We start from the raw sequence: 18475 nt of genomic DNA on the forward strand, positions 1-18475 counted from the left end.
CTGGTCACATGCGTGCGCCCTGGTGCGCACAGATCGCGCAAGTCTATGTCGAGAGTGAGGCGAGGAGCGAAATGGCCGTTTACCTCGACCACGCCGCGACGACGCCGATGGTGCCGGAGGCGAGGGCTGCGCTGCTCGCGGGACTCGAGCTCACGGGGAATCCGTCGTCGATTCACGGCCACGGGCAGGCGGCGAAGCGGATGCTCGAGGGGGCACGAGAGCGCGTCGCTTCCGCGCTCGGCGCAGACCCCATCGAGGTGGTGTTCACCTCTGGCGGTACCGAGGCCATCAATCTCGGCGTCAAGGGCCTCTACTGGTCCCGACTGCGGCAGCGGCCCACCCGCACGCGCGTCCTGGCGCCTCGCGGTGAGCACCATGCGACGGTGGATGCGCTCGAATGGCTCGCCGCGCACGAGGGAGCGGTGATCGACTGGCTGCCTGTCGACGGAGCCGGCCTCGTCGATCTCGAGGTCGCGGCAGCGCGGATGCGCGAGCACGCGGACGAGATCGCCCTGGTCACGGTCATCCTCGCGAACAACGAGGTGGGCTCGGTGCAGCCCGTGCGTGCGCTCGCCGAGCTCGCGAACGAGCAGGGGATTCCCGTGCACGTCGACGCAGTCGCGGCGTTCGGGCACATTCCCGTCTCCCTCCGCGATCTCGGCGTCGCGGCGCTCAGCGTCTCCGCGCACAAGATCGGCGGGCCCGTCGCGATGGGGGCGCTCGCCCTCGCGCGCGCCCACACGGTCGAGGCGCTCATCCACGGGGGAGGGCAGCAGCGGGGTGTGCGCTCGGGCACCCAGGACGTGCCGGCGGCGCTCGCCTTCGCGGCGGCCACCGATGCCGCTATGACGCGTATGGCTGCGGAGGGTGCGCGCCTCGACGGCCTCGCGCTGCGGCTCTCGGAGGGCCTCGAGCGCATTCCGGGTGCGCAGCTCCGAGGGGCACGGCTCGATGGCACGCTCGTCGATCGCGGCGTGGAGGTCCGGGCGAGAGTGCCCGGGAACGTCCACGTCACCTTCAACGGCTGCCAGGGCGACTCGCTGCTCTTCCTGCTCGACATGGCAGGGTTCTCCGTCTCGACGGGCTCGGCCTGCCAGGCCGGCATCGCGGAGCCGTCTCACGTGCTGCTCGGCATGGGCCTCGACGAGCGTGCCGCGCTCAGCGCGCTCCGCTTCACCCTGGGCGCCTCGACATCCGCTGCGGACATCGACGCCCTCCTCGCAGTGCTGCCGCGGATCGTGGAGCAGGCGCGCACGGCCGGTTTCTCCGACCGCGCCGTCTAGTTTCGAGTCGTCTCCGCTGGGCAGGCCTCGGCTCTCGCCTCAGAGTCGGCGGATGCGCCTACGCTGACGCCATGACGATGCGAGGCGCTGGAGGCGGGCCCCCTGCCGGAGGCCGCGTGCGCGATGAGTCCGTGCTCCGCGCGGCGAACGAGCAGGCCCCACAGATCGACGACCTGTGGCAGCGGGTCATCCGGCTGTTCTCGCCGTACCGGCGGAAGATCGCCATCGCGCTGGCGCTGGTGCTCGTCACCGCCGCCATCTCGGTGCTGCCTCCGCTGCTCACCGAGCAGGCGTTCGATGTCGGCCTGTTCCCGCCCGATGGAGCGGGGCCGAACATCGGCGAGCTGTGGAAGATCGTCGGGCTCATGGCGCTGCTGTGGGTCGCCTCGAGCGCGCTCGGGGTCGTGCAGACCTACTTCACGGCCAGCGTCGGCAACTCGGTCATGGGCGACCTCCGCGTGCGGCTCTTCGAGCACCTCCAGCGCATGGAGCTCGCGTTCTTCACGCGCACGAAGACCGGCGTCATCCAGTCCCGCCTGCAGAACGACGTCGGCGGCGTCGCATCCACCCTGCAGTCGATGATCACGAGCGTCGTCGGGAACATCGTCACCGTCCTCGCAGCCGTCGTCGCGATGGCGCTGCTCTCGTGGCAGCTCACGATCATCGCCTTCGTGCTCATGCCCGCCCTCGTCTGGGCGCAGCGTCGGGTCGGCCAGGTGCGTGCCCGGATCGCGACGAAGACGCAGGAGTCGCTCTCCGAGATGACCGCGATCACGCAGGAGTCGCTGAGCGTCTCCGGCATCCTGCTCGCGAAGTCGTTCGGCCGCGAGGAAGCCGAGGGGCAGCGGTATCGCGCTGAGAACCTCAAGCAGATCGGCCTGCAGGTCAAGCAGACCATGAGCGGGCAGAGCTTCTTCGCGTTCGTGTCGATCGTGTTCTCGCTTGTTCCCGCGGCCGTCTACATCGTCGCCGCCTACCTCATCACGGGTGGCGTCGACCTCACGGCCGGTGCGATCGTCGCCTTCACGACGGTGCAGACGAGACTCACGATGCCGCTCATCGGACTCATGCGCATCGGTCTCGAGGTGCAGACGTCGAAGGCGCTTTTCGCCCGGATCTTCGAGTACCTCGATCTGGCTCCCGCCATCACGCCGTCGCCGTCGCCGACGCCCCTGGACGAGTCGAAGCTCGGCGAGGTGACGTTCGAGCACGTGTCGTTCCGCTACCCGGACGCCGAGACCGACGCCGCCCCGACGCTCGACGACGTCTCGTTCACGGTCCGCCCCGGTGAGTTCGTCGCGTTCGTCGGGCCGAGCGGTGCCGGGAAGACGACCATCGGCTACCTGGTGCCGCGGCTCTACGAGGCGTCATCCGGGGCCGTGAGGTTCGCCGGCACCGACGTGCGAGACCTCGACCACGACGCGCTCATCGCCAACACGGGCATCGTGAGCCAGGAGAGCTACCTGTTCCACGCGTCGATCGCAGAGAATCTGCGCTTCGCGAAGCCCGAGGCGACGCAGGCGGAGATCGAGGATGCGTGCCGGCAGGCCAACATCCACGAGACCATCTCGAAGTTCCCCGATGGGTACGAGACGCTGGTGGGGGAGCGCGGGTACCGGCTCTCCGGAGGTGAGAAGCAGCGCGTCGCCATCGCGCGAGTTCTCCTGAAGGACCCGGCCGTCCTGGTCCTCGACGAGGCGACCAGTGCTCTGGATACACGGTCCGAGCGATTCGTGCAGCGTGCCCTGGACGCCGCATCGCGTGGGCGCACGGTGCTCGCCATCGCGCACCGCCTCTCGACGGTGAAGGATGCCGATGTGATCTGCGTCCTCGACGAGGGCCGCATCGTCGAGCGTGGCAGCCACGCAGAGCTCATGGCCGGCGGCGGGCTCTACGCCGCGCTCCACGAGGAGCAGCGCACCGACGTCGAGCCCGAGCTCGAGTCCTGATTCAGCGGGCCAGCTGGATCTCGTCCTCGATCTTCCACTTGCCCGCAAGCGCGGGGGCGAGCGGGATGACACCGAGGGTGAGGACGGCGAGGAGGCCGAGCGAGATCGACCAGTTGCCCGTCGCCGTTGCCAGCACGCCGACCGTGAACGGCGCGAGGGCAGCGAGGGCGTAGCCGACCAGCTGGACGAAGCCGCTGAGGATCGCCGACCCGCGCTGGCCCGATGCGCGGAGGCCGATGAGCGTGAGGCAGATGGGGAAGATCAGCTGCCCGAAGCCGATGAGCAGCACCCAGACGACAGGGGCTGCCGTCGGGGCCAGGATGAGGCCCAGGTAGCCGAGCGCGAAGCCGGCTGCCGCGGAGATGAGCGGCCAGGTGGTGCCGAGGTGCTTGATGACAAGCGGGGTCGCCAGCGAGAGCGGGATGCCCATTGCCGCGAACAGCGAGAGGTAGCCGGCCGCGGCGACCGTGTCTGCCCCCGCCCGTTCCTGCAGGATCGTGGGGAGCCAGCCGAAGCAGCAGTACGCGTTCATCGACGAGATGGCGAAGGTCGTCGCGAGCGCCCATGCCCGCTTGGAGCGCCAGATGGAGCGTGCGGGACGTGCGGGCCTGCCGTTCGGCAGCGTCACGGCGCCCGTCGTCTCGGGCACGTGTCCGCGGGCCGCGCGCACCTGGGCGCGAACGAGGAGGATGAGCCACGGCACGGCTGCCGAGGCCGCGACGATGCCCCACATCGAGAGCGAGGTCCGCCAGCCGGAGGCCAGGGCGACGGGTGCCGCGAGCAGCGGAGGCAGCATCGTGCCGAGTGCGACGACGATCGCGTAGGTGGAGGTCATGACCGGGATGCGCGACCGGAAGTACGTGACGACGACCGGAGGCAGGAGGATGTTGCCGATGCCCATGCCGAGGAGGGCGATGCCGCTGCCGCCGAGGAGGGTGGGGACGTTGGGGGCTGATCCTCGGAGCAGGTGCCCGGCGATGATGGCGGCCAGGGCGAGGACGATGAGCAGCTCGAGGCGCACGCGACGCAGCAGCCACGGGGTGATGAGGCCCGCGATCGCGAAGGCGACGGGAGGCAGCATCGTGAGGAGCCCGGTTGTGGCGCCCTGGAGCGGGAGGTCGACGGAGATGAGATCGAAGATCGGCGAGGCGTTGGTGACGGCGGTCCTCAGATTCAGTGCGAGGAGCACCAGCGCGAGGACGGCGAGTGCCGTCCAGAACCACGGGGACCGTGCGCTGCCTGGGGGGTTCGGAGCGGGGAGAGACGACACGAGGTGCCACTGTACCCAGGGCCTGCACAGGAAAGTTGCACTTGTGAAACTTTGCACTCATGCATATTCTTTAGTGGTGTCGAACCCAGCCCTCTCCCTCCGCGAACGCAACCGCATCGACTGCTGGCACGCCATCCACGATGCCGCTGCCGACCTCACGATCGAGCGGGGCCTCGACGAGACGACGATCGACGCGATCAGCGATCGCGCCGGCGTCTCACGCCGAACCTTCTTCAACTACTTCCCGAGCAAAGAGGATGCGGTGCTCGGCATGCAGGCACCGACCCTGCCCGACGGCGCCCTCGAGGACTTCCGCGCCAGTGCGGGTGACTCGTTCGGCCGCACGATGCGGCTCATGCTGGCTGTCCTCGATTCGGCGATCCCCGACCACGACGACTTCCCACGGCGGCGAACGCTCGCCGACCAGAACCCAGTGCTCGAGGAGCGCCTCAGGCGCCACATCAGCGCGGCGGAGGACATCGTGCTCGCGATCCTGACCGAGCAGGACGGCGACAGCTCGACCGAGCCGCTGCCCGACGGCATCGAGTCCGCCAAGGCGCTCCTGTCGCTCGCCGCCACCATCCTGCGCTTCACCAGCCGGAACGACCCCCACGGCGTCCTGGTCGACCGGGAAGCCGCCATCAACCGCTCTATCGACGTATTCAGGAAAGCGATCTCAGAATCCCTATGACGACTCCCCCCAGCATCGATTCGCAGGCCCGCGCCGAGACCGGCACAGGAACCGGCGCGAGCGACGGCGCGCGCGCAGCGAGGCCCGCGGCTGGCGCGACGACCGGCACGTCCCACAAGCGGAGCATCGTTCCGCTCTTCCTCGGCCTGATGGTCACGATGCTCATGGCATCGCTCAACAACACGGTCCTCTCCAGCGCCATGCCGACCATCGTGGGGGAGCTCCACGGAGTCGAGCACATGAGCTGGGTCGTGACGTCGTTCATCCTGGCGTCGACCGTCATGATGCCGGTCTACGGCAACCTCTCCGACCTGTTCGGACGCAAGCCGCTTCTGCTCATCGCCATCGGACTGTTCATCGCCGGCTCGGTGCTCGGCGGCCTGGCGCCCTCGATCGAGCTGCTCATCGGCGCGCGCATCGTCCAGGGACTCGGCGGCGGAGGCCTCATGATCCTGTCGCAGGCCGCCATCGCCGACGTCGTCCCTGCGCGCGAGCGTGGCAAGTACATGGGGGTCATGGGCGCGGTCTTCGCCTTCTCCTCCGTGGCCGGCCCGCTGCTCGGTGGCTGGTTCACGGAAGGGCCGGGATGGCGCTGGGTGTTCTGGATCAACCTGCCGCTCGGTGCTCTTGCGCTGCTGGCGACGATCTTCCTCCTCCGTCTCCCCAAGCGCCCCGCGCAGGAGCGCACTCGGATCGATGTCAGCGGCATGGCCCTCATCTCCCTCGCGACGACCGCGCTCGTGCTCGTCGGAACGTGGGGCGGGTCGCAATACGCGTGGACGTCGCCGACGATCCTGCTGCTCGCAGCGCTTGCCATCGTCTCGGCCACGGCGTTCGTCTTCGTCGAGCGCGGTGCCGCCAACCCGATCATGCCGCTCGGCATGTTCCGCGACCGCAACTTCATCCTGACGACGATCGCCAGCCTCTCCACGGGCGTCATCATGTTCGGCACGCTCGGCTACATGCCGACCTACCTGCAGATGGTGACGGGTTCCGGACCCACGGTGTCCGGATTGCTCATGACCCCGATGATGGGTGCGCTGCTGATCACATCGATCCTGAGCGGCCAGTACGTCTCGCGCACGGGGCGCTACAAGTGGGTGCCCATCGCGGGGTCCGCCGTGCTCGGTGCCGGGCTCCTGGTGCTCTCGTTCGTCACGGTCGACAGCCCGGTGTGGATGATCTGCGTCGCCCTCGGCATCATGGGAATCGGACTCGGCGGGAGCATGCAGCTGCTCACGCTCATCGTGCAGAACTCGTTCCCCGCTCGCATCGTGGGCACTGCGACGGCGGCCAACAACTACTTCCGCCAGGTCGGCGCGACGCTCGGCTCCGCGGTTGTGGGCTCGGTCTTCGCAGCGCGGCTGACGCAGATGGTGGCCGACCGTCTTCCGGACGGGGCTGCCGCCGAGGACGGCGCGAGCTCCTTCACGCCGGCGGCGATCGCTGAGCTGCCCGATCAGCTCAGGGCCATCATCGTCGGCTCGTACAACGAGGCGCTCATCCCGATCTTCCTCGCGCTTGTGCCCCTGACGGTCATCTCCATCATCGCGCTGTCCTTCCTGAAGGAGAAGCCGCTCGCGACCGGTGCTGAGCCGGCCACGACAACCTCGGCGACGCACATCGGCTGACCCCAACCTGTTCCGCACACGGGGCGGTGTCGGAGGCCCGACGTACACTTATCCGGTGAAAGTTCTAGCCGCCATGAGCGGCGGGGTCGATTCCGCCGTCGCAGCAGCCCGAGCCGTCGAGGCCGGGCACGAAGTCATCGGCGTGCACCTCGCGCTCTCCCGAATGCCAGGCACGCTTCGCACGGGGTCTCGAGGGTGCTGCACCATCGAGGACTCGATGGACGCCCGCCGTGCCGCCGACCTCCTCGGCATCCCGTTCTACGTGTGGGACTTCTCCGAGCGCTTCAAGCTCGACGTCGTCGATGACTTCATCGCGGAGTACAGCGCCGGCCGCACGCCGAACCCCTGCATGCGCTGCAACGAGAAGATCAAGTTCGCGGCGCTCCTCGAGAAGGCCATCGACCTCGGGTTCGATGCCGTGTGCACCGGGCACTACGCCACCCTCGCGACGGGCGAGGACGGACTCGTCGAACTGCACCGAGCGAGCGCTTGGGCGAAAGACCAGTCGTACGTGCTCGGCGTCCTCACCCAGCAGCAGCTCGAGCACTGCTACTTCCCGCTCGGAGACACGCCGTCCAAGGACCTCGTGCGTGCGGAGGCAGCCGAGCGTGGAATCAGCGTCGCGCAGAAGCCCGACTCGCACGACATCTGCTTCATCCCAGACGGCGATACTCGGGGATGGCTCGGTGACCGCATCGGCACAGCCACCGGCGAGGTCGTCGACAGCGCCGGGGCGAAGCTCGGCGAGCACGACGGAGCGACGGCGTACACCGTCGGCCAGCGCAAGGGGCTTCGGCTCGGCGTTCCAGCCCCGGACGGGAAGCCGCGGTTCGTGCTCGAGATCCGCCCGAAGACCAACGAGGTCGTCGTCGGGCCGAAGGAGGCGCTGAACATCGCGGAGATCGCCGGCCAGCGGATGAGCTGGACGGGCGCCGCGAAGACGGAGGCCGACGGCGCGTTCCGCTGCGACGTCCAGATCCGCGCTCACGCCGATCCGGTCCCCGCCACCGCGCGTGTGAGCACGAGCGCCGCGAGCACACGTGACGACGCCACCATCCCGGGCGTCGAGTGGAGCGTGGTCGTCGACGAGCCGCTTGTCGGCGTCGCACCAGGCCAGACCGCCGTGGTCTACGTCGGCACGAGCGTGCTCGGCCAGTTCACGATCGACCGGACCGTGAGTGCCGTGCAGGAGAGCACCGCGCAAGATGGCGTTGCGGGCAGCGCAGACGGGCAGGAGGCGGCATGAGCAAGCAGGCTGAGGGCTCGGTCCTGAAAGACGGTGAGGCGATGGACATGCTCACCGACCGAGCGGAGCGCTGGGCGGCGAAGTACAAGAACCTCTCCGACTCGGAGCGCTGGCGCAGTGACTACGACGAGCACTTCGACGCGCCTGCCCTCCAGCTCGCGAAGCGCTGCACCCTGGAGGCGCGCCCGTTCGGAGCGAAGGACTGGATCCTCGCCCTCGTGCTCTGGTTCCTCATCGGCGGCACGGTGTTCCTCGCCTCGAACTTCCTCATGCAGCTCGAACCCACCTGGCAGATCGTGTTCGCCATCTTCGCGGTGCTCATCGCCGTCGTCGGCATCGTGCAGAGCTACCTCGAGACGACCAGTGAGCGGCGCGCCGCCAAGCGCCTCGCGGGCAAGAAGGACTGGCTCCTCTCCGTGAGCCGCAAGGCTGCGATGGCGACGCTCAGCTCCCGCGCAGGAGCGACAGCATGACGAGCTTCGATGATGCACGGGAGCGCGTCGCCGAGGTGCGGGAGCTCGTCGCCGAGTACCAGGCGGCGTACTACGAGCGCGACGCGCAGCTCGTCTCCGATGCCGAGTACGACACGCTCGTCCGCGAGCTCGACGAGCTGGAGCGCGAGCATCCCGAGCTGCAGTCGCAGGACTCCCCGACGCAGACGGTCGGCGGCGGCGTCGCTGACGGCCTGCGGCCCATCGAGCATGCGGAACGCATGCTCTCCCTCGACAACGTCTTCTCGATCGATGAGCTGCGCGAGTGGTGCGCCAAGACGGAGGCGGCCGCGGGTCGCCGAGTCGCCTGGCTCACGGAGCTGAAGATCGACGGGCTCGCCATCGCCCTGCGCTACGAGCACGGCAAGCTCGTCACCGCGGCAACCCGCGGTGACGGCCGCACGGGCGAGGAGGTCACGCAGAACGCGCTGCAGATCGACGGCATCCCCGAAGCGCTCTCGGGCGAGGGGCATCCGCCGATCGTCGAGGTCCGAGGCGAGGTCTTCATCCCGGTCGCCGCGTTCAAGCAGCTCAACGAGTTCCAGGCGTCGCTGCGCCCCCGAGCCGTCGACGAGTACCGGGCGAGGTGGGAAGCCCGGCCCGCCGCGACGCGCGGTGAGTTCGACGAACAGGCCGAGCTGGAGCGGGCCACGAAGCGATTCCCCGACTTCGCGAACCCGCGCAACGCGGCCAGCGGGGGTCTGCGGCAGCAGCTCGAGAAGAAAAGCGGCCTCGAACGCGAGGCCGGTGAGCTCCGACTCCACTCGCTGCGGATGTACGTCCACGGGATCGGCGCGTGGCCCTCACCACCGGTCGAGTCGCAGAGCCAGGTCTACGAGCTCCTCGCCGGATGGGGCCTACCCGTCACCCCGTACGCCAAGGTCGCCGAGGCGGTCGACGACGTCGTCGACTTCGTCGAGCACTACGGGGCCGAACGCCACTCCGTCGAGCACGAGCTGGACGGCATCGTCGTGAAGGTCGACGAGCTCGAGCTGCACGACGAGCTCGGCATGACCAGCCGCGCGCCGCGCTGGGCCATCGCCTACAAGTACCCGCCAGAGGAGGTGCACACGAAGCTCCTCGACATCGCGGCGAGCGTGGGACGCACCGGGCGCGTCACGCCGTTCGCGATCATGGCACCCGTCAAGGTGGCGGGCAGCGTCGTGCGGATGGCGACCCTCCACAACCAGGACGTGGTGCGGGTCAAGGGCGTCAAGATCGGCGACACGGTCGTGCTGCGCAAGGCCGGAGACGTCATCCCGGAGGTGCTCGGACCGGTGCTCGAGCTGCGCGGAGACGACGTGCGCGACTTCGTCATGCCGAGCGATTGCCCGGAGTGCGGGACCCCGTTGCGTCCCATGAAGGAGGGCGACGTCGACCTGCGCTGCCCGAACGCACGCTCGTGTCCTGCCCAGGTCCGAGGCCGAGTCGAGCACATCGGCTCGCGCGGGGGACTCGACATCGATGCGCTCGGCGAGGTGACCGCCGCGGCGCTGACCCAGCCGACGGTGCCCGAGCTGCCTCCGCTCGAGACCGAGGCTCGCCTCTTCGCGCTCACTCTCGAGGAGATCGTCCCCATCGAGGTCGTCGTCCGCGACTCCGAGACGGGAGAGCCCAGGACCGACGACGAGACGGGCGAGCTCATCCGCAGGGCTCCGTTCCAGAAGGTCTCGCTCGTCTACCCGCCGGGCTCCGAGGAGATGACGCCCGCCGAACGGCGCAAGGCCGGCATCAAGAAGGACTTCAGGCTCGTCGAGCCGTCCAAGCAGGCGACCACCCTCCTCGATCAGCTCGAGGTCGCCAAGACGAAAGACCTCTGGCGCCAGCTCGTCTCGCTCAACATCCGCCACGTCGGCCCGGTTGCCGCGCGGGCACTCGCGGACTGGTTCGGTTCCCTCGACGCGATCGAGGCGGCTCCGGCCGAGGAGCTCGCCCAGGTCGAGGGCGTCGGCCCGACCATCGCGGACGCGATCGTCGAGTGGCTCGCGGAAGACTGGCACCGTGACATCGTCGAGGCCTGGCGCGCTGCCGGTGTGCGCTTCGCGACGCCGGACCATCCGGGCCCCGGCGCGCGGACCAGCACCGAGGGGCCGCTCTCCGGCCTGAGCGTCGTGGCGACGGGAACCCTCGAGGGGTTCACGCGGGACGGCGCCAAGGAGGCGATCATCGCCGCTGGCGGGAAGGCCGCTGGCAGCGTGTCGAAGAAGACCGACTTCGTCGCGGCAGGACCCGGAGCGGGCTCGAAGCTGACGAAGGCAGAGGAGCTCGGCATCCCCATCCTCGACGCAGACGGCTTCCGCCTGCTCCTCGAAGGCGGACCCGGTGCGGTCGAGCACCTGCGAGTCGACGCGGAATGAGAGCTCGGCGCGCACCGACGACAGGAAGCGGACTCCGAGGCGGCGGACCGGTCGCTCGGCTACAGTGTGCAGGCCGTGGCAATGGCTCGCCGCGGGGGAACGGGGAACCATGCTCAGCGTGAGCTTGCAAGATCTGGCGGACGACGCCGCCATCCTCCACTTCGACGCGCACGCGCAGCTCACGGAGCAGCTCGGCGACGCCGGATGGGACGTCGACCTCACCGCCCCGTCGATCACGTATCAGACCCAGCCGACCGCGACGGTGCTCCCGGTGCAGCTCATCGGCAGCGTCGCGCAGAGCGCCGGCACGTGGATGTGGGGCTGGAACAACGTCAACGGCTTCCCGGAGCAGGCCATCGAGCTTGCCGGCCGGGTGCGCTCGTTCGTGCTCGACGGCGGACCAGAGCAGCTCTCCTCGTCGGTCGTGAAGACCGACGAGGCGTCCCCGCTTCACCTCGTCCTCGCGGCCAAGGCGCTGACGCGCTCGCGCGACAGCGTCGTCGTCGAAGCGGCGCCCGGCGTCCAGGTGCATCTCATGGTGCAGGCGGGGCCCGACGCGGCCACAACCGCAGAACGCGCGACGCGCGCCATCCTCGAGGCCGTCGACGCGGGTGTCCTGGGCGACCACGTGCGTGCTCTGCACTCCTACGCGGCACGGACGCACTCGCAGCTCCAGCGCACGGGAGCCGCCAGCTACGAGCTGGCGACCGGCGAGGGGTTGGTCGAGATCACGCTCGACGACGCCCAGCAGGTGCTCGTGGTGCGCGTGGCGCCCGCCGCCGCGGTCCCGACCGAAGACGACAGCGCTCCCGAGGCCGCAGTCGAGCCCGCGCCCGTTTCGGAGCACGAGCCGATTCCGGTGTCTGAGCCCACTACGGAACCCGACCCCGCTGGGGAGCCCGCGCTTCTCTCGGATCCCGCGCCCGCTTCGGATCCCGGTGTCGAGCACACCACCGCAGCGGACCCCCATCCGGCTCCCGAGTCGGCCGCTGACACCCCCTCCTCTCCGCTGACGGCCCCATCAGCCACCCTCGACTCGCACACCGAGGGCGAGCAGGGCCCTGTGGCCGAGACATCATCCGACAGTGAAGCTCCCGCCGAGCTGCACGTCAGCCCCACCGCCTCCTCGACCGACGCGCCGCCGGTGTCTCCTCGCGAGGAGCCGTCGTTCGACGCCCACCAGCCCGCGCCCGTCCCGGTCGTGCCGCCGGCGGGGCTCCCGACTCCGCCTCCGCCCGTCGTGCCGGCTTCGGCTCCGTACGTGCCGATCCCGCAGCGCCGGGATCAGCCGAGCGCGGCGTCGGCGTCGCAGGCGCCAGCAACCTCCTCGGCAACTGACCAGCAGCAGGCGCCGAGCGCCCCCTGGCAGCCCTTCGACGCCTCGCCCCGATGGGAGCGCACACCAGCATCTGCCGTCGCTCCTCCCAACGGCGGACCTCCGCCCGTGCCAGCACCTGCGCCTGGTGAGGGCGCGGCCCAGGGGTTCCTGCCGCCGCACCTGGCCAACCCACCGCAGGTCGCTCAGCCGACGCAGTTCGGGCAGCCGAGCAACCAGGGCCAGCCTCCTCGTCAGGGCTGGCCGCAGCCAGGCGTCCAGCCCGGGCCTGGCCAAGGCCAGGGAGCGTGGCAGCAACCTCAGCCGCAGCAGAATCCCGGACAGGCCTACCCGGCGGGGCAGTCATTCCCGGGTCAGCAGGCGCCCGCTCAGCAATTCCCAGGGCAGCAGTTCCCAGGGCAGCAGTTCCCGGGTCAGCAGGCGCCGGGGCAGCAGTTCCCGAGCCAGCAGGCTCCAGGTCGGCAGTTCCCGGGGCAGCAGAATCAGGGCCCCCAGGGTCAGGGGCAGCCTGGCTCGGCAGGCGGCTACCCGCCTCAGGCTCCATGGGGTGGAGCGCGCCCCGGACAGGGCCAGCAGCCAGGGCAGCAGGGCCAGCAGGGACAGCCGCCGCAGCAGGGTGGCTCCTGGCAGCGACCGCAGGGGCAGCAGCCGGCAGCCGGCAACGACTTCGGCCGTGCGCCACACCAGCAGCAACGTGACCCACGCCAGGGACAGCCGCAGTATCCGGGCCAGCCCAACCAGGGTCAGCAGCAGCCGGGCCAGCCCAACCCGGGTCAGCCGTACCCCGGCCAGCAGCAGCCGGGCCAGCCGTACCCGGGCACCCCCTACCCGGGCCCGGCCGGGGGCTTCGATCCCCGCCAGCAGGGCGGTCCGCAGCAGTTCCCGCCGACGCGCGCCCCGCAGCAGAACCCGCAGCCGGGCGGATGGAACGGCCAGCCTCCGCGCACGCAACCCCAGCACGGCCAGCCGCAGTACCCGGGCCAGCCGCAGTATCCGGGGCAACAACCCGCCCAGCCGCCGTACCAGGGGCAGCCGCAATATCCAGCCCAGCCGCCCTACCAGGGGCAGCCGCAGTACCCGGGACAGCAGCCCGCCCAGCCGGGGCAGCCCGGATACGACCCCCGCTGGCAGGGCAATGGGCCATCGTCCCAGCCTCCCCAGCAGCAGCCACCACGCCAGTAGCCACGGACGGAGCACGGCCGCGTCAGCACGCGGCCTAGACTTGTCCAGCCCTGGCCGACTCACTATCGGAGACGAATGACCGACATCACTGCCGCCGACGTTGAGCACCTCGCTCAGCTCGCGCGCATCGACCTCGCCGAAGGCGAGATCGAGCGCGTCACCGGCGAACTCATCGAGATCCAGCACCTCATCCAGAAAGTGCAGGAGGTTGCGACGCCTGACGTCAAGGTGACGACCCACCCGATCGCCATGCACAACGTGACGCGAGCCGACGAGGTCGGCGAGCCGCTGGACCGCGACGCCGCACTCGCGGGTGCCCCGGACAGCGACGGAACTCGCTTCCGCGTGACCGCGATCCTGGGGGAAGAGCAGTGAGCACCGACATCACGCGCTTGAGCGCGACCGACCTCGCCGCGGCGATCGCCGACGGCAGCATCAGCTCCATCGAGGCCACCACCGCGCACCTCGAGCGCATCGAGGCAGTCGATGGAGACGTCCACGCCTTCCTCCACGTCGACGCCGACTCCGCACTCGCCGCAGCCGGACGCGTCGACGCGAAGCGCCAAGCGGGGGAGCAGCTCTCACCGCTGGCCGGCGTCCCCGTCGCTGTCAAGGACAACATCGCGACCAAGGGCACCCCGACGACCGCTGGCTCGCGCATCCTCGAAGGGTGGGTGCCTCCATACGACGCGACCGTCGTCGAGCGCCTCCGCGACAACGATCTCGTCATCATCGGCAAGACCAACCTCGACGAGTTCGCGATGGGCTCCTCCACGGAGCACTCCGCCTACGGGCCGACCCACAACCCGTGGGACCTCGAGCGCATCCCAGGCGGGTCCGGAGGCGGTTCCGCCGCTGCCGTCGCCGCCTACGAGGCGCCGCTGGCACTCGGCACCGACACGGGCGGGTCCATCCGTCAGCCCGCATCCGTCACCGGAACCGTCGGCATGAAGCCCACCTACGGCGGCGTGAGCCGCTACGGCGCGCTTGCGCTCGGCTCGTCGCTCGACCAGATCGGGCCGGCAGCGCGCGGCGTGCTCGACACCGCCGCGCTGCACGATGTCCTCGCCGGTCACGACCGACGCGATTCCACCTCCCTCACGGGCGAGTGGCCGTCGTTCACGCAGGCAGCCCTCGCGGGCCGTGCGGACGACTCCGTCCGTGGCCTGCGCATCGGCGTACCCAAGCAGATCGCCGACGGAGCCGGCTTCGAGGCCGGCGTCACGCAGCGATTCCAGGAGGCGCTCGCAGCCCTCGAGGAACGCGGCGCGATCATCTCCTGGATCGAGACCCCGCACTTCGAGTACGCCGTGGCCGCGTACTACCTGATCATGCCAGCGGAGGCCTCCAGCAACCTCGCGCGCTACGACTCCGTGCGCTTCGGCCTGCGGGTCACCGACCCCTCGGGGACCACCGTCGAGCGAGTCATGTCCGCGACGCGCAGCAAGGGCTTCGGCGACGAAGCCAAGCGTCGCATCCTCCTCGGCACGTACGCGCTCTCGGCCGGCTACTACGACGCGTTCTACGGCTCGGCGCAGAAGGTGCGCACACTCGTGCAGCAGGACTTCGCCGCCGCGTTCGCCGAGGTCGACGTGCTCGCGGCGCCCACCTCGCCGACGACCGCCTACAAGCTCGGCGAGAAGGCGGAAGACCCGACGGCCATGTACCTGGCCGACCTCACGACGATCCCGGCGAACCTCGCCGGCGTCCCCGGCATCTCCGTTCCGGGCGGTCTCGCGCCGGAGAACGGACTGCCCGTCGGTATCCAGTTCATGGCAGCCGCCCGTGACGACGCGCGCCTCTACACGGTGGCCGCGGCACTCGAACAGACTCTCGAAGACCGCTGGGGTGGGCCCCTGCTCTCGCAGGCCCCCCAGCTGAAGGCAGGTGCACGCTGATGGCCAAGCCAGAGCTCATGGACTACGACCGCGCACTCGAACTCTACGAGCCCGTCATCGGTCTCGAGGTGCACGTCGAACTCGGCACCAAGACAAAGATGTTCTCCGACACCCCGAACCACTCGGGCAACGAGGTGGGCGGAGAGCCCAACACCAACATCGGGCCCGTCGACCTCGGCCTCCCGGGTACCCTGCCCGTCGTCAACGAGCAGGCAGTCCGCTACTCGATCGCACTCGGGCTGGCGCTCGGCTGCGAGATCGCGGAGGTCTCTGGCTTCGCTCGGAAGAACTACTTCTACCCGGACAACCCGAAGAACTACCAGATCTCGCAGTACGACGACCCCATCGCGTTCGACGGCGAGGTCGAGGTGGAGCTGGAAGACGGCACCGTGTTCCACGTGCCCATCGAGCGCGCACACATGGAAGAGGATGCAGGGAAGCTGACCCACGTGGGCGGCTCCACCGGGCGCATCCAGGGCGCCGAGTACTCCCTGGTCGACTACAACCGAGCTGGCGTCCCCCTCGTCGAGATCGTGACGCGGCCCATCTTCGGCGGCGAAGCGCAGACGCCGCAGCTCGCGGCGGCCTACGTCTCGACGATCCGCGACATCGTGCGCGCCCTCGGCGTCTCCGAGGCCCGCATGGAGCGTGGCAACCTCCGCTGTGACGCGAACGTCTCGCTGCGTCCGCGCGGTGAGGAGAAGCTCGGCACCCGCACGGAGACGAAGAACGTCAACTCCTTCCGGTCCATCGAGCGAGCCGTCCGCTACGAGATCCAGCGCCAGGCCGCGCTCCTCGCGGCAGGGGGCAGCATCACGCAGGAGACGCGACACTGGCACGAGGACACGGGACGCACCTCGTCCGGTCGTCCGAAGTCGGATGCCGACGACTACCGGTACTTCCCGGAGCCCGACCTCATGCCGCTGCGCCCGAGCCGCGAGCTGGTCGAGGAGCTGCGCGCCACGCTGCCAGAGGCACCCGTCGCTCGCCGCCGCCGCCTCAAGTCGGAGTGGGGCTTCGCCGACCAGGAGTTCCAGGACATCGCCAACGCCGGCCTCCTCGACGTCGTCCACGCGACCGTCGCCGCCGGCGCCACGGCCGCCGGTGCGAAGAAGTGGTGGATGGGCGAGCTCTCGCGTATCGCCAACGACCGTGGCGTGCAGGCGACCGACCTCGCGACGCCGGCGCAGATCGCGGAGCTCGACGGGCTCATCACGGCGGGCACCGTCAACGACCGACTCGCGCGAGACGTGCTCGAGGGTGTGCTCGCAGGCGAGGGCTCACCCGCGGAGGTCGTCGAGTCACGCGGACTCGCCGTCGTCAGCGATGACGGTCCGCTCATCGAGGCCATCGACGCTGCCCTCGCGCAGCAGCCCGACGTGCTCGCCAAGATCCGCGACGGCAAGGTGCAGGCCGCAGGCGCGGTCATCGGCGCCGTCATGAAGGCGATGAGGGGCAAGGCAGACGCGGCACGCGTGCGCGAGCTCGTGTTGGAGCGCGCGCAGAACTCGTAGGACCCACGTCGTACACCGAGGAATTGTCGGGCACGACTGAGGTGCCTCTGTGGCTCTGGCGCTAGCGTCAGAGCCACAGAGCCTCGGTGAACGGAGCAGTGAGTCGTATGGGCAAGAAGTCGAACAAGAAGTCAGGCAAGAACACGCCGGTCGAGCGACCCGACGCCACCCAGGGCGGCCCTCGGGCGAAGGTCAAGAAGGAGCGCGTGCAGCCGCCCAAGACGGTGCTGCGGCCGGCTTCCCTCGAAGACGTGGCCGCGCCGTCAGTTGCCGAGTCCGTCGCCGCGGCAGAGCACAAGGGCAGGAAGCAGCACGCCGATTCCGCCACGAAGACCACGGCGGACAAGAAAGCCAAGTCGGACAAGAAGAGCAAGTCAGACAAGAAGAGCAAATCGGACGGGAAAGACAAGTCAGACGAGAAGGCCAAGTCGGACAAGAAAGCCAAGTCAGACGAAAAGTCGAAGTCGGGCAAAAAAGCCAAGTCTGACAAGAAGGCCAAGTCTGACAAGAAGAGCAAGACCGGCAATCCCGGCCGCGAAGCCAAGCAGGTCGCCACGAGCTCCCTCGAGGAAGGCTCGTCTGCCGAGAAGTCTCGCGCGTCAGCTCCGGACGCCGGGCTCAGCACGCCAACGCAGCCAGGAGCAAAGAAGCCAGAGGCGAAGACGCCAGGCAGACCCGCTCCCGCAGCTGCCAAGAAGAAGCCGGGCAAAGCCGAACCCAGCGCGCGTGAGCGCACCGTTCGCGACGCGGCGCTGCTCTCCGACGAAGGCGACGAGGCGCACGGCTTCGCGCGTCTCATCCGCGCCATCCCCGGCATCGTCGCGCTTGTCGAGCAGCACGACACCTCCGTGCACCGTGCAGTCTTCGATACCTACGTGACCGCCGTCGTCGAGTTCGGCGTCGACGCGGCAGATCTCTCTCCCATCGACATCCGCACGGTGGCACCCGATGCGCCGACGGTGGACGAGACGCCCACCAGGTCGTCCGGCCGGAGCGGCTCCGGTGGCGCCAGCGTCGGGTCGGGGGTGGAGCCAAGCGCCAGACGCGCGCGCCGCCCCTCCGGGATCAACAGCGCCAAGGCCCCGGAAGCCGTCTCGCCCTCGTCTGTGACCGGTGCACCGGGACGAGTCGAGGATGAAGCGGCAGGGCCAGGACGGGCGCGGAACCCAGGCTCGTCCGTGCGCGCGTCGACTCGAGTCCGTGCTGGTCAGGGGCGAGCCTCCGCTGCAGGACGCGCCGACGATTCAGCCCCAGACAGTCGCGGTCGGAGCACCAGCACCCCCATCGCATCCCGCACGAGGGCGGGCGCCCGCGGCGCCGCGTCGAGCCGATCCCGTGCCGCCTCGCAGACGAAGCGCAGTCTCGACGAGCTCGCTTCCGACCTCAAGCCGACGAACAACGGGCAGCGCATCGCGATCGCGGTCGCCGCCATCCTCAGCGCCGATGGTGAGGTCTCCGCGGCAGCGATCGCCAACGCGTTCGAGCGCATGACGTGGCGTGTCCCCGTCAACCTCGCCGCATCGGTCCGGCAGGCAGCACGAGCCGGTCTGATCGAGCTCGAAGGCCCCACGGGGGTCCGCCTGAGTGGAGACGGCGAACGGTACGTCGCAGGGGGCTGATCGCCTCC

13 protein-coding genes are annotated in these 18475 nt (G+C 69.6%); 12 read left to right on the forward strand and 1 reads right to left on the reverse strand.

From position 1 onward, the window contains the following. Window positions 1-71: 71 nt before the first annotated feature. The gene (locus C5E10_RS06535; RefSeq protein WP_104330948.1) at window positions 72-1283 is read left to right on the forward strand and encodes a cysteine desulfurase family protein; all 1212 of its coding nucleotides are present in this window, start codon (window positions 72-74) and stop codon (window positions 1281-1283) included. Between the two features lie 71 nt (window positions 1284-1354). Beyond that, a complete protein-coding gene (locus tag C5E10_RS06540; protein WP_104330949.1) occupies window positions 1355-3232 on the forward strand; it encodes an ABC transporter ATP-binding protein in 1878 nt (625 codons plus the stop codon). Between the two features lies 1 nt (window position 3233). Here C5E10_RS06540 and C5E10_RS06545 read toward each other — a convergent pair whose 3' ends face one another. Further along, on the reverse strand, window positions 3234-4502 hold the full coding sequence (locus tag C5E10_RS06545; protein ID WP_181062676.1) for a CynX/NimT family MFS transporter: 1269 nt from the start codon (window positions 4500-4502) through the stop codon (window positions 3234-3236). A 76-nt stretch (window positions 4503-4578) separates the two neighbouring features. On the opposite strand from C5E10_RS06545, the gene C5E10_RS06550 reads away from it, so the two are divergent. The 10 genes from C5E10_RS06550 (at window position 4579) to C5E10_RS06595 (ending at window position 18467) form a co-directional block, all read left to right on the forward strand. After that, on the forward strand, window positions 4579-5193 hold the full coding sequence (locus C5E10_RS06550; RefSeq protein WP_181062677.1) for a TetR/AcrR family transcriptional regulator: 615 nt from the start codon (window positions 4579-4581) through the stop codon (window positions 5191-5193). Next, window positions 5190-6824 carry an MDR family MFS transporter gene (locus tag C5E10_RS06555; RefSeq protein ID WP_104330951.1) on the forward strand — a complete coding sequence of 545 codons (1635 nt, stop codon included), beginning with the start codon at window positions 5190-5192 and terminating at the stop codon, window positions 6822-6824. The genes C5E10_RS06550 and C5E10_RS06555 overlap by 4 nt, the downstream gene beginning before the upstream one ends. A 55-nt stretch (window positions 6825-6879) precedes the next feature. Continuing rightward, window positions 6880-8070: a tRNA 2-thiouridine(34) synthase MnmA gene (gene mnmA, locus C5E10_RS06560; RefSeq protein WP_258067521.1), complete on the forward strand. Its 1191-nt coding sequence runs from the start codon at window positions 6880-6882 to the stop codon at window positions 8068-8070. Next, on the forward strand, window positions 8067-8543 hold the full coding sequence (locus C5E10_RS06565) for a hypothetical protein (protein ID WP_104330952.1): 477 nt from the start codon (window positions 8067-8069) through the stop codon (window positions 8541-8543). The genes mnmA and C5E10_RS06565 overlap by 4 nt, the downstream gene beginning before the upstream one ends. After that, a complete protein-coding gene (ligA, locus tag C5E10_RS06570) occupies window positions 8540-10918 on the forward strand; it encodes an NAD-dependent DNA ligase LigA (protein ID WP_104330953.1) in 2379 nt (792 codons plus the stop codon). Before C5E10_RS06565 ends, ligA begins: the two co-directional genes overlap by 4 nt. Window positions 10919-11036: 118 nt before the next feature. Then, entirely contained in the window at window positions 11037-13436 is a 2400-nt protein-coding gene (locus C5E10_RS19115) for a DUF6882 domain-containing protein (protein ID WP_181062678.1), read from the forward strand. Window positions 13437-13511: 75 nt separating this feature from the next. Further along, a complete protein-coding gene (gatC, locus tag C5E10_RS06580) occupies window positions 13512-13811 on the forward strand; it encodes an Asp-tRNA(Asn)/Glu-tRNA(Gln) amidotransferase subunit GatC (RefSeq protein WP_104298847.1) in 300 nt (99 codons plus the stop codon). Next, complete coding sequence (gatA, locus tag C5E10_RS06585) at window positions 13808-15334, forward strand: Asp-tRNA(Asn)/Glu-tRNA(Gln) amidotransferase subunit GatA (RefSeq protein ID WP_104240710.1); 1527 nt, start codon at window positions 13808-13810, stop codon at window positions 15332-15334. Before gatC ends, gatA begins: the two co-directional genes overlap by 4 nt. Next, window positions 15334-16848 (forward strand): Asp-tRNA(Asn)/Glu-tRNA(Gln) amidotransferase subunit GatB, encoded by a 1515-nt coding sequence (gene gatB / locus C5E10_RS06590; protein WP_104330955.1) that lies wholly within the window; start codon window positions 15334-15336, stop codon window positions 16846-16848. Before gatA ends, gatB begins: the two co-directional genes overlap by 1 nt. A gap of 86 nt (window positions 16849-16934) precedes the next feature. After that, complete coding sequence (locus C5E10_RS06595; RefSeq protein ID WP_146080182.1) at window positions 16935-18467, forward strand: hypothetical protein; 1533 nt, start codon at window positions 16935-16937, stop codon at window positions 18465-18467. Window positions 18468-18475 lie beyond the last annotated feature (8 nt).

It is taken from the genome of Pseudoclavibacter sp. RFBG4 (genome assembly GCF_002931515.1).
Lineage (GTDB): Bacteria > Actinomycetota > Actinomycetes > Actinomycetales > Microbacteriaceae > Pseudoclavibacter.

Excerpts from the sequence above, each read along its gene's own strand:
- C5E10_RS06535 (WP_104330948.1), top strand. The coding sequence starts at position 72 with ATGGCCGTTTACCTCGACCACGCCGCGACGACGCCGATGGTGCCGGAG.
- C5E10_RS06540 (WP_104330949.1), top strand. The coding sequence starts at position 1,355 with ATGACGATGCGAGGCGCTGGAGGCGGGCCCCCTGCCGGAGGCCGCGTG.
- C5E10_RS06555 (WP_104330951.1), top strand. The coding sequence starts at position 5,190 with ATGACGACTCCCCCCAGCATCGATTCGCAGGCCCGCGCCGAGACCGGC.
- C5E10_RS06565 (WP_104330952.1), top strand. The coding sequence starts at position 8,067 with ATGAGCAAGCAGGCTGAGGGCTCGGTCCTGAAAGACGGTGAGGCGATG.
- ligA (WP_104330953.1), top strand. The coding sequence starts at position 8,540 with ATGACGAGCTTCGATGATGCACGGGAGCGCGTCGCCGAGGTGCGGGAG.
- gatC (WP_104298847.1), top strand. The coding sequence starts at position 13,512 with ATGACCGACATCACTGCCGCCGACGTTGAGCACCTCGCTCAGCTCGCG.
- gatB (WP_104330955.1), top strand. The coding sequence starts at position 15,334 with ATGGCCAAGCCAGAGCTCATGGACTACGACCGCGCACTCGAACTCTAC.